Source organism: Candidatus Poriferisodalis sp., assembly GCF_965219595.1.
Classification (GTDB): domain Bacteria; phylum Actinomycetota; class Acidimicrobiia; order Acidimicrobiales; family Poriferisodalaceae; genus Poriferisodalis.
Genome location: NZ_OZ244781.1, coordinates 21,875 through 46,534, shown reverse-complemented (window position 1 = coordinate 46,534; position 24,660 = coordinate 21,875). Strand labels below are relative to the sequence as shown.

Here is a 24,660-nt window from a genome sequence, read left to right as displayed (position 1 = left end):
TGGTCAGTCGGCGGCTGGTTCGCTGGATTGCTCGGCGGGCGCCGCGGGGCGCAGGTCGCGTTCGCGGCCGTGCTCAGAGGGTTCCCAGTAGACGTTGCCGGCTACCTCGTCGGGCCGGTGCTGCTGGGGAACCCAGCCGCTCGGGTCGTCATGCGGGTACACGTAGCCCTCGCCGTGGCCCAGCGATGCGGCGCCTTGGTAGTGGGCGTCTCGCAGGTGAATCGGCACCTCGCCGGCGCCGGCGGAGCGGGCATCGGATTTGGCGCGGCTGAGCGCGACCGTGACCCGGTTCGACTTGGGCGCCGTGGCGAGACGCACCACAGCGTGCGCCAGGTTGAGCTGGGCCTCCGGCAGCCCCACGTACTCGACCGCCCGGGCGGCAGCTTCGGCCACCAGCAGGGCCGAACTGTCGGCCATGCCGATGTCCTCCGAGGCCAAGATGACCATGCGGCGAGCGATGAAGCGAGGGTCCTCGCCAGCCTCGAGCATGCGGGCCAGCCAGTACAGCCCCGCATCGGGATCGGAGCCCCGCAGCGATTTGATGAACGCGCTGATCGTGTCGTAGTGGCCGTCGGCGCCATAGCGGACCGCCTTGGCATCCACGGCGTGCTCGGCATCGGCCAGCGTGACGTGAGTGCCTGCAGTCGATGTGTCGGGGGCAGCGTGGGCTGCTCCGCTGATCTCGATGGCTTCGAGGGCCTCTGCCTCCTGGCGGCGCATGGCGAGCGCCACCGCGACCTCGGTGCTGGTGAGTGCGTGGCGCCCGTCGCCGCCGCTGCGGGCAGCGATGTGGTCGATGGCGTCAGCGTCGGCCTGGGCGCCCTCGGCTTGCAGCGCCCGATCGATGAGGGTGCGCAGCGCGCTGTCGTCGAGCGGCACCAGCCGGAATAGCGTCGAGCGCGACAGCAACGGTGGGTTTACCTCGAAGTGCGGGTTCTCGGTGGTGGCGCCGATCAGCACGATCAGGCCGTCCTCGACCGCCGGCAGCAGCGCATCCTGCTGCGCCTTGTTGAAGCGGTGCACCTCGTCGAGAAACAGGATCGTGCCTCGGCCATGCTCGCCGAGCCGCAGCCGGGCGTCGGCAATGACCTCGCGCACGTCCTTGACGGTGGCGCTTACCGCCGACAGCTCGCAGAACTCCTTGGCGGTTGATGCGGCGACGACCCGAGCCAGCGTCGTCTTGCCGGTGCCGGGAGGCCCCCACAGGATCACCGACGACAGCCGGTCGGCCTCGATCAGCTCTCGCAACGGCCGCCCGGGAGCCAGCAGATGGTCTTGGCCGACGATCTCGTCGAGCGTCCGGGGCCGCAGCCGCGCCGCCAGGGGAGCTTGACGGGCCAAGCGCTCCGCGCCCGCAGCCTCGAATAGCCCCTCGCTCACACCTCGACGGTACGCCGCCACCGTTCAGGGCGCGTGCAGCATGGGCTGCTCGTCGCAAGCTGGTCCACGGTGCGGGCGCGAGCGGCGAGTGCCCCGATCACAGCTCGGGGTGATCGACCTCGTACGCGCGGATGCGCTTGGCGAAGCTCAGGTCGTGTCCCGCGGGGTCGAAGATGGGGAACATGCGCTCGCCCCAGGGGGCGTCCCGGGGAGCTGCTTGCGGCGTCAGGCCCGCGTCGAGCGCTTGCTGGTACAGCGCGTCCACGTCGTCGACGTGGAAGATCACTCGGCCCCAGCCGGTTTCGGCCTGCGCCGGGCTATCGACGGCGATCAGGTTGACGAAGCACTCGGCGCTGCGCAGCGTGCTGAACGGCGCGTCATCGCCGCCGTAGCTGAGCCGGAAGCCCAGTGCCTCGTAGAACCGCACCGACGCCGCCATGTCGGCGGTCCGCAGCGTGATCGCATTGATCGACTCGACACCAGCCACGGCGCCATTCTCGCCGCAAGATTCGGCATCGCGCCGACACCGCCCGCACGCGTCGCAAACCCGACGTGCCGGTGTGGTCGGCTCGCCAGCGTGCAAGCGTCCGTAGCATGAAGCAATGAGCACCTACACCCACGTGGAGTTGCTTCCCACCGGACCCGCCGATGTGACCTACCGGCACCTCACGTCCGACTATGTCTCGACCGTCACTGCCGCGGGGCGGCGCTTCCTCCAAGTCGAGCCCGAAGCGCTGCGGTTGCTCACTGCCGAGGCCATGCGAGACATCTCGCACCTATTCCGCACCGGTCACCTGGCCTCGATCGCTGCAATCCTGGACGATCCCGAAGCTTCGGCCAACGACCGGTTCGTCGCCTTGGAACTGCTCAAGAACGCCAACATCGCCGCCGGGGGAGTGCTGCCGAGCTGCCAGGACACCGGCACGGCGATCATCTGGGGCCACAAGGGCGAGCGGGTGCTCACCGGCACCGATGAGGAGCCCGACTTCGACGACGCCGCAGCGATCTCCCAGGGAGTTGCTGACACGTTTCTCACTTCGAACCTGCGCTACTCGCAGATGGCCCCGCTCGACATGTTCACCGAGCGCAACACCGGCAACAACCTGCCCGCCCAGATCGAGATCTACGCCTCACCAGGCGACGAGTACGAGCTGGTCTTCATGGCCAAAGGAGGCGGCTCGGCCAACAAGAGCTTCCTGTTCCAGGAGACCAAGGCCCTGCTCAACCCCGACAGCCTCACCCGGTTCCTCGACGAGAAGCTGCGCACGCTGGGCACTTCCGCCTGCCCGCCGTATCACTTGGCGGTGGTGATCGGCGGTACCTCGGCTGAGTTCGCCGTGAAGGTGGCCAAGTACGCGTCGGCCAAGTACCTCGACACGCTGCCCACCGCTGGCAGCGAGGCCGGCCACGGCTTCCGCGACCTCGAATGGGAAGGCCGGATCTTGGAGCTCACCCGTGAGTTCGGCATCGGCGCGCAGTTCGGCGGCAAGTATTTCTGCCACGACGTGCGGGTAGTGCGCCTGCCCCGTCACGGGGCGAGCTGCCCCGTTGGCATCGCCGTGTCGTGCTCGGCCGACCGCCAGGCGCTCGGGCGCATCACCGCCGACGGCATCTTCCTCGAACAGCTCGAGACCGACCCCGCCCGGTTCCTGCCCGAGACGGAGGAACGGGAGCTGTCATCCGGGGTGGTGCCGATCGACCTGGATCAGCCGATGGACGCCATCCGCAACCAGCTCACCCAGCACCCTGTCAAGACCCGGTTGTCACTTACCGGCACGCTCGTCGTGGCTCGCGACATCGCCCACGCCAAGCTCAAAGAACGCCTCGACGCCGGCGACGGGCTGCCCGACTACCTGCGTGAGCGGCCCGTCTATTACGCCGGCCCTGCCAAGACTCCCGAGGGCTACGCCTCTGGCTCGTTCGGCCCCACGACTGCGGGGCGCATGGATTCCTACGTGGAGGAGTTCCAGGCCGCCGGCGGCAGCCTGGTCATGCTGGCCAAGGGCAACCGGTCTCGCCAAGTCATCGAGGCGTGCGCTCGCTACGGCGGCTTCTACCTGGGCTCCATCGGCGGGCCGGCAGCGCGGCTGGCCAAGGACTCGATCCGCAAGGTTGAGGTGCTCGAATACCCCGAGCTGGGAATGGAAGCCGTCTGGCAGATCGAGGTGGAGGACTTCCCCGCGTTCATCGTGGTGGACGACAAGGGCAACGACTTCTTCAGCGAAGTCTCAACGCCGGTGCAGATTTCTGCGAGCGAAGGGGCTTCGCCCCCGCTCGCGACATAAGGAACTGAGGGCCTTGCCCTCAGTTCCGCCAGAACAGGATGATGTCGAGTGGGTTGATGTCGCCGACCGTGAACCAGATCGACGCTGCGATGCCCGCCGCGGCCAGCAGGACCATCGTCGCGATGGCCGAGCGGGGCAGCTTGCCCTCCGCATCCGACGGCAGGCGTTCACGCACCTTGCCCAGCAACCGGTCGGCCCATGCAGCGTCCCGGGCCAGGATCGCCAAGCCCACGGCCACTACCAGCATGCCGGGACCGGGCAGCGGCATCATGATGAGGCCGAGCACCACCACGCCGAACCCGAAGCCCATCCGGACCATCCGGAGAATCGAACTGCGCCACGCCTTCTGACGGGTCGGCTCGCGTTCGCCGGTCTCCAGCTCGGCGGCGATAGCGGCGTCGCGGAACCGCTCGCTGCGACTCGCGTCGCCGGAATCTGGTGTGTCGGAGGCGTATGCGTTCATGGTTCGGCACGGCAGGGGGACATGGGGCGGCAATAGTGTGGCGGGTCGTCGGCGTCCCGCAACGTCATCGCTGTGACGGGCGCCGCGCCCTGCGACGCAACGAGGAGTCCCGACGATGCCGACCGTCGACAAGTCCACACCCATCACATGGAGCGTGGGCGATGCCCAGCTCACGCGGATCGCAGAACTCGAAGTGCACTGGCCCTTCGGCATCCTGCTTCCAGGTGGCGAAGATGTCATCGACGACTACGACTGGCTGCGACCCGACTTCGTCACCGACGACGGCCGCATGCGCCTGTCCATGCACTCGGTCGTGATCGAATCGGCGGGCCTGCGCATCATCGTGGACACTTGCGTGGGCAACGACAAGTCACGCCCGGGCGCGCCCCCGTTCGAGCAGCTCTCCACCCCATTCCTGGCAGATCTCGAAGCGGCGGGCTTTGCGCCCGAGACGATCGATTTCGTGGTGTGCACGCACCTGCACGTCGACCATGTGGGCTGGAACACCCGCCTCGTCGACGGCACCTGGGTGCCCACGTTCCCGAACGCCCGTTACCTGTTCGTGCAAGCCGAGTACGACTACTGGCGTGCCGAGCCGCAGGACTACGGGCCGGTTTTCGAGGATTCGGTGCAGCCCATCATGGACGCCGGGCTCGCCGACCTCGTCAGCCCCGACCATCGCATCAACGACGAGGTCTGGTTCGAATCCACGCCCGGCCACACCCCTGGCCACGTCAGCGTGATCATCGAATCGGCCGGGGAGCGAGCGGTCATCACCGGCGACATGATCCACCATCCGCTGCAGTTCGCCCGCCCCGACATGGCCTCTAGCGCCGACTACGCGGCCGACGGCGCCTCCTCCGCCACGCGCCTCGAAGCCTTCCCTCGCTGGTCTGACGGCCGGCTGGTGATCGGCACGCACTTCGCGGGCCGCACCGCAGGCCACATCGTGACCACCGACCAGCCCGACAGCTGGATCTTCGCCCCCTAGCCGCAGTGCCGGCCCCTGGGCCTGCGCCGTCAGCCGCGGGGTTCGCGGGGCAGCCGCAGGATCCGCTCGCCGATGATGTTTCGCAGGATCTGCGTAGTGCCGCCCATGATCGTGTAGGCGGGCGCGTACACCACGTTGCGCGACACCCGGTTGGCGAGCATCGTCTCGGCGCTGGCCACGTCGCCCACGAAGCGGGCTACCTCCTGCTCGAACTCGGTGCACCACGTCTTGGTCACCGCTGAGTACTGGGGGAAGGGCGTCTGGCGCAGCACGTTTCGCAGCACCATGTCGCGCCCGATGCGGTAGCCGGTCTCGATGCGAGCCATCCGCTGGCGAATGAGCGGGTCCGAGGTGTCGGCCCGGTCCTTCATGTCGAGGTACAGGCGCTGGTTCGACGCCAGCCGGTCGATGCCGCCTCGCTCGTGCTCGAGCTGGCGCATGGTCTGGGAGAAGCTGTTGTTCAGCTCGCCCACCAGGTGCTCGACGGGCACTGCCACCTCGTCGAAGTACACCTCGTTGAAGTGGGCGTCGCCCGAGGCGTCGCGGATCGGCCGCACCTCGATGCCCGGGGTGTCCATCGACACGACCAGCTCGCTCATGCCCTTATGCGGCGGGGCGTCAGGGTCGGTGCGGCAGATCAGGTAGCACCAGTTCGCCGTGGCGGCGCCGCTTGTCCAGATCTTCTGGCCGTTCACGATGAAGCGGTCGCCGTCTCGCACCGCCGTCGTGCCGATCGCGGCCACGTCCGAGCCTGCATCGGGCTCCGACATGCCGATGCACCAGCGGGACCGCCCGGCGCGCATCTCGGGCAGGAACCGGGCCTGCTGCTCGGGCGTGCCGTAGGTGAGCAGTACCGGGCCGATCTGGCGATCCGGGAAGAACGAGCTGGCCATCGGCGCGCCGCCGAGCAGCAGCTGCTCGGTCACCACGAACCGCTCGACTTCGGGCCGCCCGTCGCCTCCGGCGTCGACGGGCCAGCACATCCCGATCCAGCCGCGCTCGCCCAGACGCAGCGTGAACTCCTCGGAGTAACCCACCAGCCAGCTGTCGTCGATCGTGAACAGGTCGGCGGTCGCCTCGCGCACCCACCCGGCTGCTTCGTCAGCCAATTCGGTCAGCTCCTGGGGCCAGCGGTAGTCCATCGCCGAGACCCTACGGCGCAAGGGCGAGACGATTCATGACACTGATCGTCCCCCCGGGGCCGGGGGCTCCGCTGGGTCGGCGAGGCCGAGTTGTACTCTGCCCGACCGTCGGCCCGCCCACATTTTCCTGACGCGAGGACACACCCATGACCCGAGCCCGTCGCGGCACATCGGCCAAGGCCGCAGCCATCTCGCTGGCCCTCGCGCTGGCCTTGCAGTTCGCAGTTCCTGCTGCTGCCAGCGAACACAGCGACGAACGGTCGGACCGTGCAGCGCTTGAGGAGCTGTTCGCTGCGACCGGCGGGGACAACTGGAGCCGCAACGACCTCTGGGGCTCCGGGGCGCCGCTCAGCCGGTGGCACGGCGTCACCACCGACAGTGACGGGCGGGTGGTGCGGCTCGAACTGCCGTCCAACGGCCTGTCGGGGGAGCTTCCCGAAGCGATCGGCCGGCTCACGCACCTGCAACGCCTCGACTTGGGAGACAACGGCATCCATGGCGAGATTCCCCGAGCCTTCGGTGAACTCTCCAATCTCCGGGAGCTCGACCTGCAGAACAACCGGCTCTACCGCCAGATCCCTGCCGAGATCGGCGAGCTCACCAACCTGACGCTGCTCGACGTCAAGCACAACGCCCTGTGGGGCAGGAATCCCGCCGAGCTGTGGGAGCTTGACAACCTGCGCGTCCTCGACATGCGGGGCAACCGCATGTCGGGTCCGCTGCCGTCCGAACTGGGGGAGATGACCCAACTCTCGCACCTGGTGATCAGCGACAACCTGTTCTGGGGCGAGATTCCCGCCGAGATCGGCCAGCTCGACAACTTGCAGTGGCTCGATGTCAGCCGTAACAGCTTCTCGGGTCAGATTCCCGCCGAGATCGGCGAGCTCGCCAGCTTGACCTGGCTCGATGCCAGCGACAATTCGCTGGCCGGCGAGATGCCCACCGAGATGGGCAATCTGTCGCGGCTTGTCACGCTCGACCTGCGTGCCAACCAACTCACCGGGTCGATCCCCGCAGAGCTGGGCGGCCTCGGCGAACTTGAGTATCTGGTCATCAGCGAGAACCAGCTGTCCGGGGAGATTCCAGCCGAGATCGGTCAGCTCGCCGAGCTCAGGCATCTGCGTCTCGACCACAACGGCCTCAGCGGAGTGCTGCCGCCCGAGTTGGGCGACCTGGATGAACTGCGCTACCTCCGGCTGGAAGCCAACCAGCTGACAGGTGAGATTCCCGCCGAATTGGGCCAGCTCGCCAGGCTCAAGGAACTCCGGCTGCAGCGCAACCGGCTCAGCGGTGATATTCCGAGCCAGGTCGGCGAGCTCCGCCAGCTCCAGGTTCTGAACTTGGGCGACAACCAGCTCTCGGGCACCATCCCCGCTGCCCTCGCCGACGCAGCGCGCCTGACCGAACTGCGCCTCGACCGCAACCTGCTGACTGGCCGCATCCCGGGTGCCCTGGGCGCGCTCACAAAGCTGAAGCACCTCGACCTCAGCGACAACGTCCTCTACGGGCAGATTCCCTATGCGTTGTGGGACCTGACCGAGCTTCGCGAGCTCCGGCTGAATGACAACGAGCTGTCCGGCCCGCTGAAGACAGCGGTCGCCAACCTCACCCAGCTCACCGAACTCGACCTGAGCAACAATCGCCTGTCCGGCGAGATCCCCGTCACCATCACCCGTCTCGCCAAACTGCGCGACCTGCGCATGGCCAACAACCTGCTGAGCGGGTCGATCCCCAGCAGTATCGGCAAGCTCGGCCAGCTCAGAAGCCTCGATCTCAGCCGGAACTCGCTCACCGGCAAGCTGCCCGCAGGCGTGGCCCGGCTGGCGAGGCTCGAGCAACTCGTCGTGCACGACAACCAGCTGTCGGGGGCGATCCCCGCCGAGCTCGCAGACCTGGACCGGCTGGTCAACCTCGACCTGAGCAGGAACGCCCTGACCGGCCACATCCCGCCCGAACTCGGCGACCTGGCCAGTCTCGAGCGCATCTCGCTCAGCTTCAACGAGCTCGACGGCCCCATTCCCGCCGAGTTCGGTGACCTGGCGAACCTGCGGATCCTCTTCCTCCGGTACAACGAGCTGAGCGGCGAGATCCCGCCCGAGCTTGGCAACCTCAGCTCGCTGACGCGGCTCAACCTGTGGCATAACGAGCTCACCGGACCCATCCCCGCCGAACTCGGCAACCTGGTGAACCTGGCCCGGCTCGACCTCGACGACAACCAGCTCAGCGGTGAGCTGCCTGCCGGGCTCGGCAATCTCGTGGAGCTGACCGAGGTATGGCTGCGTGGAAACGAGCTCACCGGCGAGATTCCGGCCGAACTCGGGAACCTCACCAAGCTGCGACGGCTCTATCTCGACGGCAATCAGCTCACCGGGGCCATCCCCGACGAGTTCGGCAATCTCAGCAGCCTCAGGCGGCTGTGGCTCCAGGGCAACCGGCTCAGCGGCTCTATCCCTGCAGGTTTGGCGGCGCTGGCCGACCTCGAACAGATCATGCTTGGCGGCACCAACACGCTCAGCGGCTGCATCCCCGCCGACTGGCGCTACGCCGAATTCCTGGCCGACGATCTCGACAGCCTCGGGCTGTCGTTCTGCCCGTCCGAACAGGACTTGGCGACCCAGGGGATCGTGGACGAGCTGCGCCGCAATGCTGCCGACTTCTCCTACGAGATCGGCACCCACGGCGGCGCGCTCACGCTGGCGACGATCTCTGAGCCACTCACCTTCAACCTGGCGCTATCCAACGACGCCGGCTCGTCGAACGTCTTGGGTTACCTGTTCGAAGGCCTCACCGATACGTCGTGGCTCAACGACGCCGTCGAACCGGAGCTCGCCGAGTCGTGGGAGAGCTCTGATGACGGGCTGCGCTGGGTGTTTCACCTGCGTGACGATGTGCGGTGGCACGACGGCACGCCCTTCACAGCGCACGACGTGGACTTCACGTTCAACCAGGTCATCTACAACGACGACTTCAACGCGTCGAGCCGTGCCACCTTCGAGTTCCGCTATCTCAACGATGCCGGAGAGTGGGAAACATCGAAGATGACGGTGGCAGCGCTCGACGATCACACGGTCGAGTTCGTACTGCCCCAGCCGTTCGCACCGTTCCTGCGTTCGATGGGAACGTCCATCTACCCCAAGCACATCTTCGAGGGGCCTATCGAGGCGGGCACGTTCACCGAGTTCTGGAACATCGACACCGACCCAGCCGAGATCGTCGGCACCGGCCCATTCACCATCGGCGAGTACACGCCCGAGGAGCGGATCGTCTTCAAGCGCAACCCGCACTACTGGCAGACCGACGCCGACGGCCAACAGCTCCCATACCTGGATCAGGTGGTGCACATCGTGGTGCCGGACCTGGAGTCCGAACTGGCGCTGTTCCGTGACGGCACCGCGGACTTCCACGGCGTGCTGGGCGAGGAGTATGCGCTGCTGGAGGCCTTGCAGAGCGAGGAGAACTTCGCTTTGCACCGCCGGGGTCCCGGTTTCGGCACCACATTCCTGACTTTCAACCAGAATCCGGGCTCGAATGACGCAGGCGAGCCGTTCGTTGACCCGATCAAGCTGCACTGGTTCGGCAACGTCAACTTCCGTCAGGCGGTGGCCCACACGCTCGACAAGGCGGCCATGATCGACGGCATCCAGCACGGGCTGGGCTACGAGCAGTGGTCGTCAGTGAGCCCGGCCGCCGGCGATTTCCACAACTCCGATGTGCGCCGCTACCCGTACGACATCGACAGGGCGAACGATCTCCTGGACGACCTGGGGTGGATCGACACCGACGGCGACGGCGTCCGCGAGGACGACTTGGGCAACCCGATCTCGTTCACGCTGGTGACCAACGAGGGCAACGCCGTACGCCAGGCCGCCACGGAGATCATCCGGGACGGGATGGCCGAGGCGGGTCTCGACGTGACCTACGAGGTGATCGAATTCCGAGACCTGGTGTCGCAGCTCACCACCACCTACGACTGGGAAGCCATGGTCATCGGCTTCACCGGGGGCCCCGATCCCTACAGCGGCATCGGTCTGTGGCACAGCTCCCAGTCGTTGCACCTGTGGCATCCGTTCCAAGACGAACCTGCTACCGACTGGGAAGCCGAGATCGACCGGCTCTATATCGAGGCCAGCCAGGAACTCGATCACGACAAGCGAGTCCGGCTCTATCGCGAGGCGCAGGCCATCGCCGCAGCGAACGTGCCGTTGATCTACACGACGCTCGGCGAGCGGCTGGGCGCCGTGCGCAACGTGTTCGGCAACACCACACCCACGCTGTACGGCTACTGGGACATCCGCTACCTGTACCGCACCGACCGGTAGGAGACGCTTGCGGCCGGCCAGTGTCGACGCGATCGGCCCCGGCCCGAGTGGTGTTGGCTCGGTTTGGTCGGAGCAGCCTCAGATCAGCAGGTTCGCCCGCAGCATCTCCAGCGCCGCTGGGTCGAGTCCGTGGGCAAGCAGGTATCCCACCGCGCCGGATCGCGTTCTTTCATCCGCCGTGCTGCCGTTCAGGCTCTCGTGGACCGCCGCGCCGACGTCACCGAATCGGACGTCGAGATCGGCCAACACTGCGGCCATGACGCCGCGCGGGGCGCTCAGAATCGCACGCACGTCGTCGATGCTGATGCCGATCTTGGCGAACTCCGGTGCCAGCTCAGCCATGCGCTGGTGGGATCGCAGCTCGTTGGTGAGGCAGTAGTCGTCCAGCACCGTCTCGCGGGCGACGCCGAGTGCTTCCAGCAGCAGCGCCGACGCGATGCCGCTGCGGTCCTTGCCGGCCGTGCAGTGGAACAGCATCGGCAGATGGTCGACATCGGCGGCAATCGTCACGAGCTGTGCGAACCGCTCGCCGTAGGTGCTGATCATTTGCAGGTACAGACCGGCCATGTCGTCTTCACTGACCGACCGCAACCGCCCCTCGAAAATCTGGTCCACCATGCTGATGTCGCCATCCACGGTGTCGCCTACTGGCAGCGAGATGTGCGAGGTCACGCCGGGCCACAGCCGCGAACGGTCGCGCTCGATCTCGGGTCCGGCACGGAAATCGACCACCGTGCGGATGCCGCGGCTGCCCAGTTCTTCGAGATCGTCGAGGGACAGTGCGCTCAGGCGATCGGAGCGAAACAGCGCTCCCATCCGCACATGACGCCCGCCCCCTGCGGGATAGCCGCCGATGTCACGGCAGTTGTTCGCGCCCTCGAGGGTGATGACAGCATCCCGACGCACGGGCTCGCAGGGTAACCACTTCCGAAGTACCGTCGCCGCCCATGCGTGCAGTGGTGATACCCGAATACGGCGGCGTCGACGTGCTCCAGGTACGGGAAGTGCCCGACCCGGCGCCTGGGCCCGAAGAAGTGCTGGTGAATGTGGCGTGCTCGGCGATGAATCGGGCCGACCTGCTCCAGCGGATGGGCCTGTACCCCGCGCCGGGCCCCAAGCCCGAGTTCGAGATCCCTGGTCTCGAATTCGCAGGCACCATCGCCGCGCGCGGCGAGCGAGTCACCGGCTGGGCGGTGGGCGACGAGGTCATGGGCATCGTGTCGGGCGGGGCGAAGGCCGAGCAGGTCGTCACCCACGAGCGCATGCTGCAGCGCATCCCCGCTTCGGTGGAGCTGCGCGATGCCGCTGCCATCCCGGAGGTGTTCATGACCGCCCACGATGCGCTCGTGACCCAGGGGGGTCTGGCCTCAGGCGGCACGGCGCTGGTGCATGCAGGTGCCTCGGGCGTGGGCACCGCCGCGATTCAGATCGCCAAGGCAATCGGTGCCCGCATTGCCGTCACCTGCTCGACGTCGAAGGTGGCGGCCTGCACCGACCTCGGCGCCGACCTGGTCATCGACTACACGCAGACCGATTTTGCAGATGCGATCAAGGAGTGGACCGGCCGCCAAGGCGTCGACGTGGTGCTCGACGTCGTCGGCGGCGATTACCTGGCCCGCAACATCGCCTCGGTACGCGTCCAGGGGCGCATCATCCAAGTCGGCGTCATGGGCGAGCCGACGGCGACGTTCCCGCTCGGCGCATTGCTGCCGAAGCGAGCGGCGCTGATCGGCACCGTGCTGCGATCACGGCCCATCGAGCAGAAGATCGACGCCAACCAGCGCTTCTGCGCTGAGCTGCTCCCTCGTTTCGACGACGGCTCACTGCGGCCGGTCATCGACTCGCGTTTCGCGCTCGACGACATCGCCGAAGCGCACGAGTACATGGCCACCAACGCGAACGTCGGCAAGATCCTGCTCGACGTCGGCTAGCTACCGAGCAAGCGCCGCGCTAGCAGCGCCCGGCGGGGGAGAGCTGGCTAGCGGCTCTCGATGGGCAGGTAGTCGCGCTGGCCGGGGCCGGTGTACTTCTGGCGGGGCCGGTAGATCTTCTGCTCGGGATCGCCGAGCATCTCCACCCAGTGCGCCAGCCATCCCGGCGTCCGGCCGATGGCGAACAGCACCGTGAACATGTCCAGCGGGAAGCCCATAGCCTCGTAGATGAGGCCCGAGTAGAAGTCGACGTTGGGGTACAGGCGCCGGTCCTTGAAGTAGGAGTCGCTGAGTGCCACCTCTTCGAGCTTCATGGCGATGTCGAGCAGCGGGTTCAGGCCGGTCACCTTGAACACCGCATCGGCGGTCTCCTTGATGATCTTGGCCCGCGGGTCGTAGTTCTTGTACACCCGGTGCCCGAAGCCCTGCAGCAGCACATCGCCCGACTTGGCGCGCTCGACGTACGCAGCCACGTTGTCGAAGCTGCCGATCTCGTGCAGCATCCGGATGACCTGCTCGTTGGCGCCCCCGTGGAGCGGCCCGTACAGCCCGCAGGTGGCCGCTGCCACCGCTGAATACGGATCGGCCCGGCTGGATCCGACCGTGCGCATCGTGGTGGTAGAGCAGTTCTGCTCGTGGTCGGCGTGCAGGATGAACAGCACGTCGAGGGCTCGTGTGAGCGTGGGGTCGGGCACGTAATCGGGGTCGGCCACGCTCCACATCATCCGCAGGAAGTTGCCGGTGTAGGAGAGGTGGTTGACCGGGTACTCGTACGGCAGGCCCATCCGATTGCGGTAGGTGAACGCCGCCATCGTGGGCATCTTGGCCATCAGCCGGATGATCTGGACCAGCCGCGTGTAGGGATCGTCGATGTCCTTGGCTTCGGGGTAGAAGGTGGACAGCGCGGCGATGGTGGAGACCAGCGTGCCCATCGGGTGGGCGTCGTAGCGGAAGCCCTTGATGAAACGCGTGATGTCCTCGTGCACGTAGGTGTGGAACGTGATGTGGTGGATCCACTCGGCCGCCTCGGCCTCGGTGGGCAGCTCGCCGTGGATCAGCAGGTAGGCCACCTCGAGGAAGCTGGACTGCTCGGCGAGCTGCTCGATGGGGTAGCCGCGATACCGCAGGACGCCCTCGTCGCCGTCGATCTCGGTGATCTTCGAATCGCAGTTGGCTGTGGAGAGGTAGGCGGGGTCGTAGAACCACAGGCCTCGGTCCAGCTCGCGCAGTGCGGCCGCGGAGATCGTGCCGTCGACCACGGGAACGGTCACCGACTCTCCTGAGCGGTTGTCGGTGATCGTGAAGCTGTCCTGCGCCATCAGTCCCCCTTGTTCGCGCCGCCGAATGTACCCAATATGTCGCTCCGCCGCGAATCCCAGGGCCTAGAGGGGGGCGTTGTCGTGGCGGCGCTGGCGCAGCCGTTCGCGCTTGGTGGCCAGCATGTCGAGCGTGTCGATGAGCTCCCGCCGCGTGTCGGCGGGGTCGATGACGCAGTCGACATAGCCGCGCTCGGCGGCGACGTAGGGATTCAGGTACGTGTCCTCGTAGTCGGTGACATAGTCGGCGATCTCGTCCTCGCCGGCGCCACGGCGGAGGATCTGGGCCGCCTGGGATGCGCCCATCACCGCCAGCTCGGCGCTCGGCCACGCCAGGTACACGTCGTTGCCCATCGTCTTGGAGTCCATGACGATGTAGGCGCCGCCATACGACTTGCGCAGCACCACGGCCACGCGCGGCACCGTGGCACGGGCATAGGCAAAGGCCAGCTGGGCGCCGTGGCGGATCATCCCGCGCCATTCGAGGTCTTTGCCGGGGTAGAAGCCCGGCGTATCCACCAGCGTGACCAGAGGCAAGCCGAAGGCATCGCAGAAATTGACGAAGCGGGCGCCCTTCTGGCTGGCGGCGATGTCGAGCGTGCCGGCGATGCTCATCGGCTGGTTCGCGAGCACGCCAACCGAGTAGCCGCCCAGCGTGGCGAAGCCCGTGACAAGATTCGGCGCCCAACCCGCCCGCAGCTCGGTCAGGCAGCCCTCGTCGACGAGTTCCATGATGATGTCGCGCACGTCGTAGGCACCCGTCGGCACCGATGGCAGCAGCTCGCCCGCAGCAGGGGTCAAACGCTCACGCGGATCGCCGGTCTCGATGCGTGGCGGCAGCTTGTCACAGTGCGCCGGCAGATAGCTCAGGATCTCGGTCAGCATGTCGAGCACGCCCTCGGTGGACGTCACCGCAGACGCAGTTCCCGATGCGGTGGCATGAATCGGGGCGCCGCCCAGTTCGTCGGGCCCGATGGCCACGCCGGTCATCTCGCGCACCGGGACGGGGCCGCTCACGAAGGCGTAGGCATCGTCGGACATCACGACGACATCGGACAACCCGATCAGCAAGGCGATGCCCGAGATGGCCTGCCCTGTCACCCCGGCCAGGACCGGGACGACTCCCGAGCACCGCACGAGCACCCGGGCGGCTTCGCCCCAGCCGTGCAGCGCGGCGACGCCATAGTGCGCGTCGGCGCCGCTGGACGACAGCATGAGCACCACCGGCAGGCGCTTGGCGAGCGCCGTCTGCAGGCCCGCGACGATGGTCTCGCTGTCGGCGGGCGACAGCGCGCCGCGCCGATGGGGACTGTCGGCGGAGATGAGCATGGCCGTCCGCTCGCCGAGGGTGGCGATGCCGGCCGTGACATGTCCACTTGCACCGGCGCGCAGCTGCAGGTCCACTGCTGTCAATCTATGTGGCAGTGACGCCGGGGATGCGGCGGGACACGCTGCGAATCACTGAGCGCAGCATGTCGCGTGCCGCCGCCGCCGGCGCCGACAGCATCCCGCGGCGACGGATGGCCAGCGCCACCTGGCGAGGAGGCAGATCCGCAACGGTCAGCACGCTCCAGTCGCCCCGGTCAGTCCAGACCGGGATCGAGGTAATCGGCACAATGGCGGGCCCGTAGCCCTGGAACGCGAGCGTGGCGGTCAGCCGGATTCCGTCGAGCTGGGCCATGGTTCGCAATGACACGCCGCGCCGGGCGGCAGCCGAGTCGATGAGCATGCGCATCACCGAGCCGGGAGGCCCGAGCAGCAGCTCGTACTGCTCGAGTTCGGCGAAGCTCACCTCTCGATCACCGAGCGCCGCGAGGGCGTGCCCGGTGGGGGCGATGACCACGAACTCTTCAGCGAACAGCGGCGTGGCCACCAGCTCCTCATGATCGAGCGGGGCGTTCACCACGGCAAGATCGAGTTCGCCGCCCTCGAGCAAGCGGGTGAGCGCCAGGGTCGTGGCGTCGACCACCGTGGCGTCGACATCTGGGTGTTGTCGACGCAGTTCGTCGAGAAAGGGCGGCAGCAGCCAGCGTCCGGGGGTGCCGATGATGCCCAGATGCACGTCGCCGGTGACATGCGACGTCATCGACGCCACATCAGCCCGCATGGCTGCGATCTCGCCGTTGATGCGCTTGGTGCGAGCCAGCACCACCTCACCCTCGGGTGTCAATGACCCCGCAGCGCGATCCACGAGCACAGCGCCTAGCTCGTCCTCCAGTTTTGCGACGTGGCTGGACACGTTCGACTGCACGGTGTGCAGCGCTCGTGCTGCTGCCGAGAACCGTCCGTGTGCAGCAACCGCAGCCAGCGCGTCGAGGTATTTCAGATCCATGCGGCCACGCTAGCGCCCGGCTGCAGGTCATCTCCAAAAGAGATTGAAACTATCTGCGCTAACTGCTGGCCCGATAGCGAGGCCCAGGGTAATTTGCTCGTGAGCGGTTACCCCATACCGCTCCACATATCGCACCGCCGCACGGTGTCCCCCCACCCAGGCGGGCGAATGCCGGATCGGAAGCCCCCGCTCCGACCGGCAACAGGTCGAAGCGTCCCCCACGCTCAGCGACCTCAGCGAAGAAGCCGGCCCTCCCCCCGGGCCGGCTTCCTCGCGTTGACGGGCCCAGCTAGAGCGAGGCTCGGATGATGTTGAGCGCCGAGCCTGCCTTGAACCATTCCACCTGGTCAGCGCTGAACGTGTGGTTGGCCTCGAACGAGAACGTGTCACCCGACGGTTTGCGCACCTCCACGGTGACGGGACGGCCCGGCGCCAGATCGGCGAGCCCGACCACTGAGATCCGGTCGTCCTCATCGATGCGGTCGTAGTCGGCGGGGTCCGCAAACGTGAGCGGCAGCATGCCCTGCTTCTTCAGGTTGGTCTCGTGGATGCGGGCGAAGCTGCGGCACAGCGCGACCAGACCGCCCCGGAAGCGCGGCTCCATGGCGGCATGTTCGCGGCTCGAGCCCTCGCCCATGTTCTGATCGCCGATCACCACCCAGTTCACGCCGGCGGAGTGGTATGCCCTCGCGATCTCCGGGTACGGCTGCGTCTCGCCGGTCAACTGGTTCTTGCCATGTCCCACGTCGTAGCCGTCGAAGGCATTCACGGCACCGAGGTACAGGTTCCCAGAGATGTTCTCGAGGTGGCCCCGGTAGCGAAGCCACGGGCCGGCCATGGAGATGTGGTCGGTGGTGAACTTGCCCCTGGCCTTGACCAGCACCGGGAGATCTGCGTAATCGTTGCCGTCCCACGCTTCGAACGGTTCGAGCACCTGCAGGCGGTCCGACGTCGGTGAGACCCGAACCTCGACGCTGCGGGGGTCAGCCGGCGGGGCCACGAACCCGCTCTCGCCGGGATCGAAGCCGGCCGGCGGCAGCTCGACGCCCACCGGCGTGGGCAGCGTGACCGGCTCTCCGGCATCGGTGTGCAGCACGCCGTCTACGGGATCGAAGTCGAGCGTTCCGGCCAGCGCCAGTGCCATGACAGTCTCGGGCGAGGTGACGAATGCCAGCGTGGCGGCATCGCCGTCGTTTCGCTTGGGGAAATTGCGGTTGTAGGACGTGACGATCACGTTCGCCTGGCCGGGGACGTAGTTCTCGTCGCCGGAGCGGTCCCACTGGCCGATGCAGGGTCCGCAGGCATTGGCGAGCACCGTGGCGCCCAGCGCCTCGAAGTCGGCGAGCAGCCCGTCACGCTCGATGGTGGCGCGCACCTGCTCCGAGCCGGGGGTCACGAGCAGCTGTGTCCGCGCCCGCAGCCCCTTGGCAGCGGCGTCGCGGGCGATCGAAGCAGCCCGGGTGATGTCCTCGTAGCTGGAGTTCGTGCAGCTGCCGATGAGCGCTGCGCTGATCTGCAGCGGCCAGCCCTCGGCCTGGGCCTCCGCGCCCAGGGCTGATACCTCACGGGCGAGGTCGGGGGTGTGAGGGCCATTGATGTGGGGCCGCAGGCGCGACAGGTCGATCTCGATGACCTGGTCGTAGTGGGCGCCGGGGTCGGCCATCGCCTCGTCGTCGGACCGCAGGTGCTCGGCGACCGCATCGGCTGCGTCGGCCACAGCGGAGCGGCCAGTGGCCGACAGATAGCGGGCCATGGCGGCGTCGTAGCCGAACAGCGACGTGGTGGCGCCGATCTCGGCACCCATGTTGCAGATCGTGCCCTTGCCGGTGGCGCTCAGCGATTCGGCGCCTGGACCGAAGTACTCCACGATCGCGCCGGTGCCGCCGGACACTGTGAGGATCTCGGCCACCTTCAGGATGACGTCCTTCGGCGCACTCCAACCGGAAAGCTCACCGACCAGGTGCACGCCGATCACCTTGGGCCACCTCACGTTCCAGGCGAAGCCGGTCATGACGTCGACGGCGTCGGCGCCGCCTACGCCGACCGCCACCATGCCCAGCCCGCCGGCATTGGGTGTGTGGCTGTCGGTGCCGATCATCATCCCGCCGGGAAAGGCGTACTGCTCGAGCACGACCTGGTGGATGATGCCGCTGCCGGGCTTCCAGAAGCCTGCGCCGTAGCGGGCACACACGCTCTCGAGAAAGTCGTAGACCTCCTCGTTGTTCTCCGATGCGGCGAGCAGATCGCGCTTGCCGTCCTCGCGAGCCTGGATGAGATGGTCGCAGTGGGTCGTGGTGGGCACCGCCACCTCGTCCAGCCCGGCAGTCATGAACTGCAGCCACGCCATCTGTGCAGTGGCGTCCTGCATGGCGACGCGGTCGGGCGCCAGGTCGACATAGGAGACGGCCCGTTCGAGTTCCTGTTCACGGTGGGAGAGGTGCGCGATCAGGATCTTCTCCGACAGCGTGAGCGCGCGGCCCAGCCGTTCACGCCCGAACGCCACGGCGTCGCCCAGCCCGGCGTACACCCCTTCGATCAGCTCGATCGGAGTACTCGCGTGAACAGCCATGGACAACTCCCCGGTCGGCGGCATTGGCGGCAGATGCACGGATTTTCACTCGCAGTGGAGTCCGCGCTGGCCGCGTCCTCAATCTAGAGGTTTGCCCCGCGGTGCCTCCCTGGGCGGCAATGTGCCGATTCGAGGCGCAGCTTCGACCCTGAATTTGCTTCATTACTAGAGTGATTGCGTGACCGCGGGCGGTGCCCCGCTGGCACCCACGTACGAGCCGGACGAGTTTCCGACTGGACGGGCCGCTGCGGGCATCGCTGGCCAGTTGTCGCTGCTGATGGTGGTGCCGCTGGCGATCCTGCCAGCGCTCGTCGCCCAACTCGCCGGCGAGACGGATGCCGTTGCTGCGCGCGCCGTCGTGGCGTCGATGGTGGTGTGCGGCGCCACGACCTTGCTGCTCACCGTGCGCCTCGGGCGCCTGCGCAGCGACAGCATGTACGTCGCAACGGTCGACCTGGTCAGCCTGCCGTTCTGCATACTGGCGCTCGCGAGCGGCGGACCTGCCACGATGGCGGCGCTCGTCGTGGTCTCGGGCCTCTTCCAGATCGTCATCGGCCTGCGATTGTCCTACCTGCGTCGTGTTGTGACGCCGCAGGTGCGCGGCACTGTCCTGATACTGGCGTTTGCGGCCTTGGTGCCCGTCCTTGCCGACGCCGGGAGTGCGCTGGAGGCCCGCCTCGACTGGTTCGTGCCGATCAGCGTGCTGCTGACGGTGGCCATCATCGCGGCCATCGTGCTGTGGGCTCCGAGGTCGTGGCGCATCTGGGCGCCGGCAGCAGGCGTCGGCGCGGGCTTGGTGGGTGCGGTGGCCGTCGGCGCCTACGACTTCGATCTCGTGGCGGACGCAGACTGGGTGGGACTCGCCGAGATCGGCAGCAGCCCCGGTTGGGACATCGACTACGAAACCTTCGTGTCGATGCTGCCCTCGTTCCTCATCGTCTCGTTTGCCATCCTCGTGCGCTCGCAGGGTGTCGCGTCGAACACACGCCTGGTCTCATGGAGGATGCCGCGAGCGCTGGACTTCCGCGAAGTGCAGCGAGCCAACTGGCGCACCGGCGTCGGGACCATCGTCTCGGGTGTCGCCGGATCGCTGCCGGTGACGATCGCGGGCGTCGGGCCGGCGTTCATCAACCAGACCAGGTGCGCCTCGCGCCGCGTGGGCATTGTCGCCGGATGCTTCTTCCTGGCGGCGGCCTTCGTGCCGAAGCTGTGGGCGGTTGCCGTTGCCATCCCACGGCCGATCCTGGGGGCCTTTGTGATCGTGGCCTTGGTGCCGCTCGTGCTGCGCATTGTGATCAGTTCGGTGCAGCGCCTGCGTAGCGCACGTGACGCGGTGGTGGTGGTCGTGCCCCTCGCGGTGGGGCTGAGCGTCGAGTTCGGCGTCCTGTCGCTGCCGCAGGGCGTGGTGTGGGATGCGGTTTCGCAGAACGGCCTGACGGCCGGCAGCCTCGTCCTCGTCGTGACGACGGTTGCGAACAGTTTGATCGGGCGCCGAGGAAGTCTCGTCGTCGAGCTCTCCGCACAGAGCACAGCGGAGCTGAGGGAATTCGTCAGGACGCATGCGACTCGACGCGGCTGCGATCCGGGCAGCGTGGCCAGGCTGGAAGCGGCCGCGGAAGAAGCGCTGGCCGTGGTCAGCGAGCGTTCGCCATCGGTTCCAAGCGAGCCGCGATGGGCCCAGACAACCTTGGGAATCACAGGGACGCGAGCCGTGCTGGAGTTCGTGTGCGCCCCGAGCGGCGCTCAGAACCTCGAGGAGCGCATCGCGCTGCTGGCCGAGCCCGAGGCGGAGACGATGGAGACGGAGATTGGGCGGGATGCCGCGGTGCGACTCTTGCGGCACTACTCAAACGAGGTCAGCCACCGCCAGTATCTCGAAGCCGAGATCCTCACCGCTGTCGTGACCGTGCGCAGCTCCGGCGGCCGCCCGCGCACACGCCAGCGTCAGGGGCGAACTTCGTAGTAGAGGTTCGCGGCGTCGCTGAAGTCGTGCTCGGTGAAGCGTGTGAATCCGGCAGCTGCAGTCATCTCCCGGGCTTTGTCGGGATAGAGACCGAGGGTGCCCAGTCCCATGCCACCCGGCTCGCTCAGCGCCGACTGGAGGCAGCTCGTGATGGAGAAGCCGTAGAACATGGCCAGCATCGGGTTGCGCTGGTCGAGGTTGAAGTCGCCCTTGGAGCGGATGTCCTTGATGAGCAGCGTGCCGTCGGCGTCGAGCGCGGCCCGGATGGCATCCAGCGCGTCGTCGGGCCGCGGCATGTCGTGCAGGCAGTCGAAGGTGAGCGCCAAGTCGAAGTCGCCCGTGGCAGGCACATCGGCCGCTCCGGCCTCGATGAACGTCGTGTTCTCCAGCCCTGCGTCTTCGGCGCGCTCTTCTGCTTGTGCGATGGCGATGGCCGAGGGATCGAAGCCCACCACCTGCGAGCGAGGCCACTTCTCCGCGATGAGGCAGGCAGATACGCCCGCCCCGCAGCCCACGTCCAGCACCTTGGCACCGCGTTCCAGCTTGGCCACGACGCCGTCGAGACCGCCCAGGATGACCGACGTGAGGTTCTGGCGGCTGAATGGTCCGGTGGTGCGGGCCAGGCCGGCCGCCGCACGGGGACCCTGCTGCTCGTAGGTCATTCCGATGCCCGTGCGGAACGAATCGAGGATCAGATCCAAGACTTGGTCGCCGAGCCCGCCGCGGAAGGCGCCCATGGCGAAGTGCAGCGAGCCCTCCTCGTCGACGAGCAGCGCCTCGGCCTCGGGCGACAGCGAGAAGGCGCCGTCGTCGTGGGTGACGAGGCCGGCAGCGGCCACGCCGTAGAGCCACTCCCGCACCAGCCGCTCGGCGAGGCCGGTCGCCTCCGCCACGTCGTGGCTCGTAGCGGGCTGGGTCTCCGAGAGGGCTGCGAACAGCCCGAGCTGGTCGCCGATGTGCAGCATCGCCGACACCATCTCGCCCTTCTTGTAGGTCCACACTTGGAAGGCGAGCTTCTTCAGGAGATCAGGGTCGATCTCACGCCGCTCGGTTGCAGTTTCAGCCATCCGCAAGACGCTACTCGCCCTGTGTTTCCCGCTCATGTTCGCTCCGCTCACGGGCCGCTCAGGCCCCGGCTTCGCTTGGCGGCTCAGCCTCTGGCGTGGCTGTTCAGGCGGTGCAGAGGGGGTCGTCGCTGGCGGGGGGCTGGTGAAAGCACAGGATCGCCTCGACTCCGACGTACGTGAACTCCCATGGCTCGGGTACCGGTCCCTGCCGACCGCCGTCAGGGGGGTAGCTCGGGATCCAGCCGTGTTGCTTGGCGACTGCGAAGTTGTCGGCCGAGATCCACTCGTAGGCGGGCGAAGAGCCGAAGTGGGCGTGCCCCACTTGGCTGATGTCGATCGCATATCCCGTGTGGTGCTTGGAGTACCCAGGCGGCGCCGACATCTTCAGGCGATCTGCCAAGTCATCGAACTCATACGGCGCCTCGAGTGGACGCAGGAACACTTCTCGCTGGTACCGGTGCCCGCGGTAGGCAGATTTCAGCTCCAGCTCGAAGCCGTGCTCGGCAGCGTCCTGCTCCAGGGCCAGCCACGCCACGGCGGCGGGACGCTGTAGCGCCAGACCATCGTCGATCAGGCGCATCAGTGCGTAGTCGGCTGGCAGTGCCCGGCGCTGGTAGCCGCGTTCGGCGGCTTCGGTACGGACCTGCTCGTCCATCTCGGCCGAGTCGGTGATTGTCGGCGGGCCTGAGATCGACGACAAGTTCGGCAGCTCTGCCGTGCTGAACAGCTCGTTGAACTCCGGGCCGGTGAAGTGCGGGAAGGACAGCGAGTCGACGCCTGTGGGCGCTGGCTCCTGCCAGCGCGACACGGGCTCGTCGATGTCTGGCGGCGGCGCCCACGGCCCGATGATGGGTTCGCGAATCCATGCGCTCGACTCGGCGACCGCCGCTCCGAGCGGGCGGGGTAAGACCAGGGTCGTCAGGCCGAGTGTCAGGGCGGCAATCGCCCAGCAGCAGCGCCGCCAGGATGAAAAGTGGGTGTCAGGCGACACCAGCAGGCTCATCAGCCCCCACCAGCGTGCGGTACAGGTCGGCGTAGAGGCCGTCTGCGGCGAGCAGGTCGAGGTGGCGACCCTGCTCGACGAGACGCCCCCGATCGAGCACCAGGATCTGGTCGGCGTCGGTGACGGTCGAGAGACGGTGCGCGATGACCACCGCAGTCCGACCGGCGAGCGCCGTGGCCAGCGCGCTCTGCACCAGCGCCTCGTTCTCGCTGTCGAGATGACTCGTGGCCTCGTCGAGTACCACGATCGCCGGATGCTTCAACAGCACCCGTGCAATCGCGAGACGCTGTTTCTCGCCGCCGGAGAGCCGGTAGCCGCGCTCGCCCACGACGGTGTTCCAGCCCTCCGGCAGGCTCTCGATCAGCTCGTCGATGTGCGCCGCCCGGCAAGCCGCGGCAAGTTCCCCGTCGGTCGCGCCCGGTCGCGCATAGCGCAGGTTGGCGGCGATGGTGTCGTGGAACAGGTGCGGATCCTGCGAGACGACACCAATGTGAGATCGCAGCGATGCCGACGTGACGTCGCGCACATCGTGCCCGTCGATGGACACGGCGCCGCTGTCGACGTCGTACAGCCTCGCGATCAGCGCAGCCAGCGTCGTCTTGCCGGCGCCTGATGGTCCGACGAGCGCAACCGTCTGGCCCGGCTCGATAACTGCGGACACCCTGTCGAGCACCGGACCTGTCGCAGTGTCGCTGTGCTGCTGAGGCGTCGCAGGTGCTCCGCTGTGCTGCTGGGGCGTCGCAGGTGCTCCGCCCAGCTCGAGCAGCATCTGGCTGTCGGCGGCGGGGTAGGTGAAGGTCACGTCGTGCAGCTCGATCCGACCGTCCACGGCGTCGAGTTCGACGGCGCCTGAGCGATCGGCAATCGGGTTCGGCAGGTCGAGCACCGCAAACACGCGCTCGAACGAGACCAGCGCTGTCATCACGTCGACCCGGGCGTTCGTGAGGCTGGTCAGCGGCATGTAGATCCGCACCACCATCAGCCCCATGGCCACCAGCGTCCCGACCGTGAGCGCGCCGGAAATCACCAGATGCGCGCCGACCCAGTACAGCATCGCGGCTCCGACGGCCCCCACCAGGCTGAGGCCGATGAAGAACGCTCGCCCGTAGAGCGCACTGCGCACACCGATATCGCGCACGGTCCGCGCCGAGCGGCTGAACCCGGCCCGCTCGATGTCATGCCGCCCGAACAGCTTGACCAGCAGCGCGCCGGCCACATTCAAGCGCTCGGTCATCACGGTGTTCATCGCTGCGTTGTGTTCCATGCTCTGGCGCGTCAACGCTTGCAGCCGTCGGCCCACTCGCTTCGTCGGTGCGATGAACACCGGCAGCAGCGCCAGCGCGAGCAGCGTCAGGCGCCACTCCAGCGCCAGCATGGCCACCAGCGTCGTGGCGAGCACGATCGTGTTGGATACCACCGAGCTGAGCGTGCCGGTGAACGCCCGTTGGGCGCCGATGACGTCGTTGTTCATGCGGCTGATCAACGACCCAGTCTGCACGTGGGTGAAGAACGCGATCGGCATCCGCTGCACGTGGTCGTACAGGCCGACTCGCAGGTCGAAGATGAGTCCTTCGCCGATGCGCGCCGACCACCAGCGCTCGATGAACGACAGGCCGGCCTCGCAGAAGGCTGCGGCCACGATGATCGCGGCCAGCACGTTGAGCTGCCACCGGTCTCCCGCCGGGATGGCCTCGTCGATGATGCGCCCGAACAGGATCGGCGGCACCAGGAACGCCAGTGCGCCGAGCAGTTGTGCTGCGAGGAATCCCGACAGCATCATCCGGTACGGCCGCGCCAAGGCCGCTGCCCGGCGGACGGTGCCCGGCGCTATGTGACGTCCTTCCACACCGGCTGGGTCGTGCCCCATCGCGCCGTGTGCCGATGCCATCGACTGCATGG

General features: G+C 67.4%; 17 protein-coding genes. 5 read left to right on the top strand and 12 right to left on the bottom strand.

Translation table 11 applies throughout. The features are described from left to right. Nucleotides 1-3: 3 nt before the first annotated feature. Together ACOQPE_RS00110 and ACOQPE_RS00105 are read right to left on the bottom strand one after the other, a co-directional pair. Complete coding sequence (locus tag ACOQPE_RS00110) at nucleotides 4-1,380, bottom strand: replication-associated recombination protein A (protein ID WP_420609925.1); 1,377 nt, start codon at nucleotides 1,378-1,380, stop codon at nucleotides 4-6. Between the two features lie 97 nt (nucleotides 1,381-1,477). After that, nucleotides 1,478-1,867 (bottom strand): VOC family protein, encoded by a 390-nt coding sequence (locus ACOQPE_RS00105; protein ID WP_420609924.1) that lies wholly within the window; start codon nucleotides 1,865-1,867, stop codon nucleotides 1,478-1,480. Between the two features lie 115 nt (nucleotides 1,868-1,982). Here ACOQPE_RS00105 and ACOQPE_RS00100 point away from each other — a divergent pair, with 115 nt between their 5' ends. Next, on the top strand, nucleotides 1,983-3,665 hold the full coding sequence (locus tag ACOQPE_RS00100; RefSeq protein ID WP_420609923.1) for a fumarate hydratase: 1,683 nt from the start codon (nucleotides 1,983-1,985) through the stop codon (nucleotides 3,663-3,665). A 19-nt stretch (nucleotides 3,666-3,684) separates the two neighbouring features. Here the strand turns inward: ACOQPE_RS00100 and ACOQPE_RS00095 are convergent, their stop codons facing one another. Then, complete coding sequence (locus ACOQPE_RS00095; protein WP_420609922.1) at nucleotides 3,685-4,128, bottom strand: PGPGW domain-containing protein; 444 nt, start codon at nucleotides 4,126-4,128, stop codon at nucleotides 3,685-3,687. Nucleotides 4,129-4,243: 115 nt separating this feature from the next. On the opposite strand from ACOQPE_RS00095, the gene ACOQPE_RS00090 reads away from it, so the two are divergent. After that, nucleotides 4,244-5,119, top strand: a complete 876-nt coding sequence (locus ACOQPE_RS00090) for an MBL fold metallo-hydrolase (RefSeq protein WP_420609921.1) — start codon at nucleotides 4,244-4,246, stop codon at nucleotides 5,117-5,119. A gap of 29 nt (nucleotides 5,120-5,148) precedes the next feature. Here the strand turns inward: ACOQPE_RS00090 and ACOQPE_RS00085 are convergent, their stop codons facing one another. Continuing rightward, the gene (locus ACOQPE_RS00085; protein WP_420609920.1) at nucleotides 5,149-6,261 is read right to left on the bottom strand and encodes an acyl-CoA dehydrogenase family protein; all 1,113 of its coding nucleotides are present in this window, start codon (nucleotides 6,259-6,261) and stop codon (nucleotides 5,149-5,151) included. 146 nt (nucleotides 6,262-6,407) lie between these two features. Here ACOQPE_RS00085 and ACOQPE_RS00080 point away from each other — a divergent pair, with 146 nt between their 5' ends. After that, nucleotides 6,408-10,580, top strand: coding sequence for an ABC transporter substrate-binding protein (locus tag ACOQPE_RS00080; protein WP_420609919.1), 4,173 nt, complete (start codon nucleotides 6,408-6,410; stop codon nucleotides 10,578-10,580). A 78-nt stretch (nucleotides 10,581-10,658) separates the two neighbouring features. On the opposite strand, the gene ACOQPE_RS00075 is transcribed toward ACOQPE_RS00080, so the two are convergent. Continuing rightward, on the bottom strand, nucleotides 10,659-11,486 hold the full coding sequence (locus ACOQPE_RS00075) for a tyrosine-protein phosphatase (protein WP_420609918.1): 828 nt from the start codon (nucleotides 11,484-11,486) through the stop codon (nucleotides 10,659-10,661). A 41-nt stretch (nucleotides 11,487-11,527) separates the two neighbouring features. On the opposite strand from ACOQPE_RS00075, the gene ACOQPE_RS00070 reads away from it, so the two are divergent. Continuing rightward, nucleotides 11,528-12,511 (top strand): NAD(P)H-quinone oxidoreductase, encoded by a 984-nt coding sequence (locus ACOQPE_RS00070; RefSeq protein WP_420609917.1) that lies wholly within the window; start codon nucleotides 11,528-11,530, stop codon nucleotides 12,509-12,511. A gap of 47 nt (nucleotides 12,512-12,558) precedes the next feature. On the opposite strand, the gene ACOQPE_RS00065 is transcribed toward ACOQPE_RS00070, so the two are convergent. From ACOQPE_RS00065 to ACOQPE_RS00050, 4 genes are all read right to left on the bottom strand, one after another. After that, a complete protein-coding gene (locus tag ACOQPE_RS00065; RefSeq protein ID WP_420609916.1) occupies nucleotides 12,559-13,830 on the bottom strand; it encodes a citrate synthase in 1,272 nt (423 codons plus the stop codon). A gap of 63 nt (nucleotides 13,831-13,893) precedes the next feature. Next, nucleotides 13,894-15,231 carry an acyl-CoA carboxylase subunit beta gene (locus tag ACOQPE_RS00060; RefSeq protein WP_420609915.1) on the bottom strand — a complete coding sequence of 446 codons (1,338 nt, stop codon included), beginning with the start codon at nucleotides 15,229-15,231 and terminating at the stop codon, nucleotides 13,894-13,896. 10 nt (nucleotides 15,232-15,241) lie between these two features. Then, entirely contained in the window at nucleotides 15,242-16,159 is a 918-nt protein-coding gene (locus ACOQPE_RS00055) for a LysR family transcriptional regulator (protein WP_420609914.1), read from the bottom strand. A gap of 289 nt (nucleotides 16,160-16,448) precedes the next feature. After that, a complete protein-coding gene (locus ACOQPE_RS00050) occupies nucleotides 16,449-18,728 on the bottom strand; it encodes an aconitate hydratase (protein WP_420609913.1) in 2,280 nt (759 codons plus the stop codon). A gap of 178 nt (nucleotides 18,729-18,906) precedes the next feature. Between ACOQPE_RS00050 and ACOQPE_RS00045 the strand changes: the two genes are divergently transcribed. Next, nucleotides 18,907-20,691 carry a solute carrier family 23 protein gene (locus ACOQPE_RS00045; protein ID WP_420609912.1) on the top strand — a complete coding sequence of 595 codons (1,785 nt, stop codon included), beginning with the start codon at nucleotides 18,907-18,909 and terminating at the stop codon, nucleotides 20,689-20,691. Here ACOQPE_RS00045 and ACOQPE_RS00040 read toward each other — a convergent pair. The 3 genes from ACOQPE_RS00040 to ACOQPE_RS00030 form a co-directional block, all read right to left on the bottom strand. Continuing rightward, a complete protein-coding gene (locus ACOQPE_RS00040; protein WP_420609911.1) occupies nucleotides 20,673-21,758 on the bottom strand; it encodes a class I SAM-dependent methyltransferase in 1,086 nt (361 codons plus the stop codon). The two genes, ACOQPE_RS00045 and ACOQPE_RS00040, sit on opposite strands and share 19 nt — an antisense overlap. A 103-nt stretch (nucleotides 21,759-21,861) precedes the next feature. After that, complete coding sequence (locus tag ACOQPE_RS00035; protein WP_420609910.1) at nucleotides 21,862-22,761, bottom strand: M15 family metallopeptidase; 900 nt, start codon at nucleotides 22,759-22,761, stop codon at nucleotides 21,862-21,864. Beyond that, the gene (locus ACOQPE_RS00030; RefSeq protein WP_420609909.1) at nucleotides 22,739-24,658 is read right to left on the bottom strand and encodes an ABC transporter ATP-binding protein; all 1,920 of its coding nucleotides are present in this window, start codon (nucleotides 24,656-24,658) and stop codon (nucleotides 22,739-22,741) included. The genes ACOQPE_RS00035 and ACOQPE_RS00030 overlap by 23 nt, the downstream gene beginning before the upstream one ends. Between the last annotated feature and the right edge of the window lie 2 nt (nucleotides 24,659-24,660).

What these genes read in the sequence shown, in the direction of transcription:
- ACOQPE_RS00080 (WP_420609919.1), top strand. Translation starts at nt 6,408, where the DNA reads ATGACCCGAGCCCGTCGCGGCACATCGGCCAAGGCCGCAGCCATCTCG.
- ACOQPE_RS00040 (WP_420609911.1), bottom strand. Translation starts at nt 21,758, where the DNA reads ATGGCTGAAACTGCAACCGAGCGGCGTGAGATCGACCCTGATCTCCTG.
- ACOQPE_RS00065 (WP_420609916.1), bottom strand. Translation starts at nt 13,830, where the DNA reads ATGGCGCAGGACAGCTTCACGATCACCGACAACCGCTCAGGAGAGTCG.
- ACOQPE_RS00095 (WP_420609922.1), bottom strand. Translation starts at nt 4,128, where the DNA reads ATGAACGCATACGCCTCCGACACACCAGATTCCGGCGACGCGAGTCGC.
- ACOQPE_RS00050 (WP_420609913.1), bottom strand. Translation starts at nt 18,728, where the DNA reads ATGGCTGTTCACGCGAGTACTCCGATCGAGCTGATCGAAGGGGTGTAC.
- ACOQPE_RS00030 (WP_420609909.1), bottom strand. Translation starts at nt 24,658, where the DNA reads ATGCAGTCGATGGCATCGGCACACGGCGCGATGGGGCACGACCCAGCC.
- ACOQPE_RS00055 (WP_420609914.1), bottom strand. Translation starts at nt 16,159, where the DNA reads ATGGATCTGAAATACCTCGACGCGCTGGCTGCGGTTGCTGCACACGGA.
- ACOQPE_RS00090 (WP_420609921.1), top strand. Translation starts at nt 4,244, where the DNA reads ATGCCGACCGTCGACAAGTCCACACCCATCACATGGAGCGTGGGCGAT.
- ACOQPE_RS00100 (WP_420609923.1), top strand. Translation starts at nt 1,983, where the DNA reads ATGAGCACCTACACCCACGTGGAGTTGCTTCCCACCGGACCCGCCGAT.
- ACOQPE_RS00070 (WP_420609917.1), top strand. Translation starts at nt 11,528, where the DNA reads ATGCGTGCAGTGGTGATACCCGAATACGGCGGCGTCGACGTGCTCCAG.
- ACOQPE_RS00085 (WP_420609920.1), bottom strand. Translation starts at nt 6,261, where the DNA reads ATGGACTACCGCTGGCCCCAGGAGCTGACCGAATTGGCTGACGAAGCA.
- ACOQPE_RS00035 (WP_420609910.1), bottom strand. Translation starts at nt 22,761, where the DNA reads ATGAGCCTGCTGGTGTCGCCTGACACCCACTTTTCATCCTGGCGGCGC.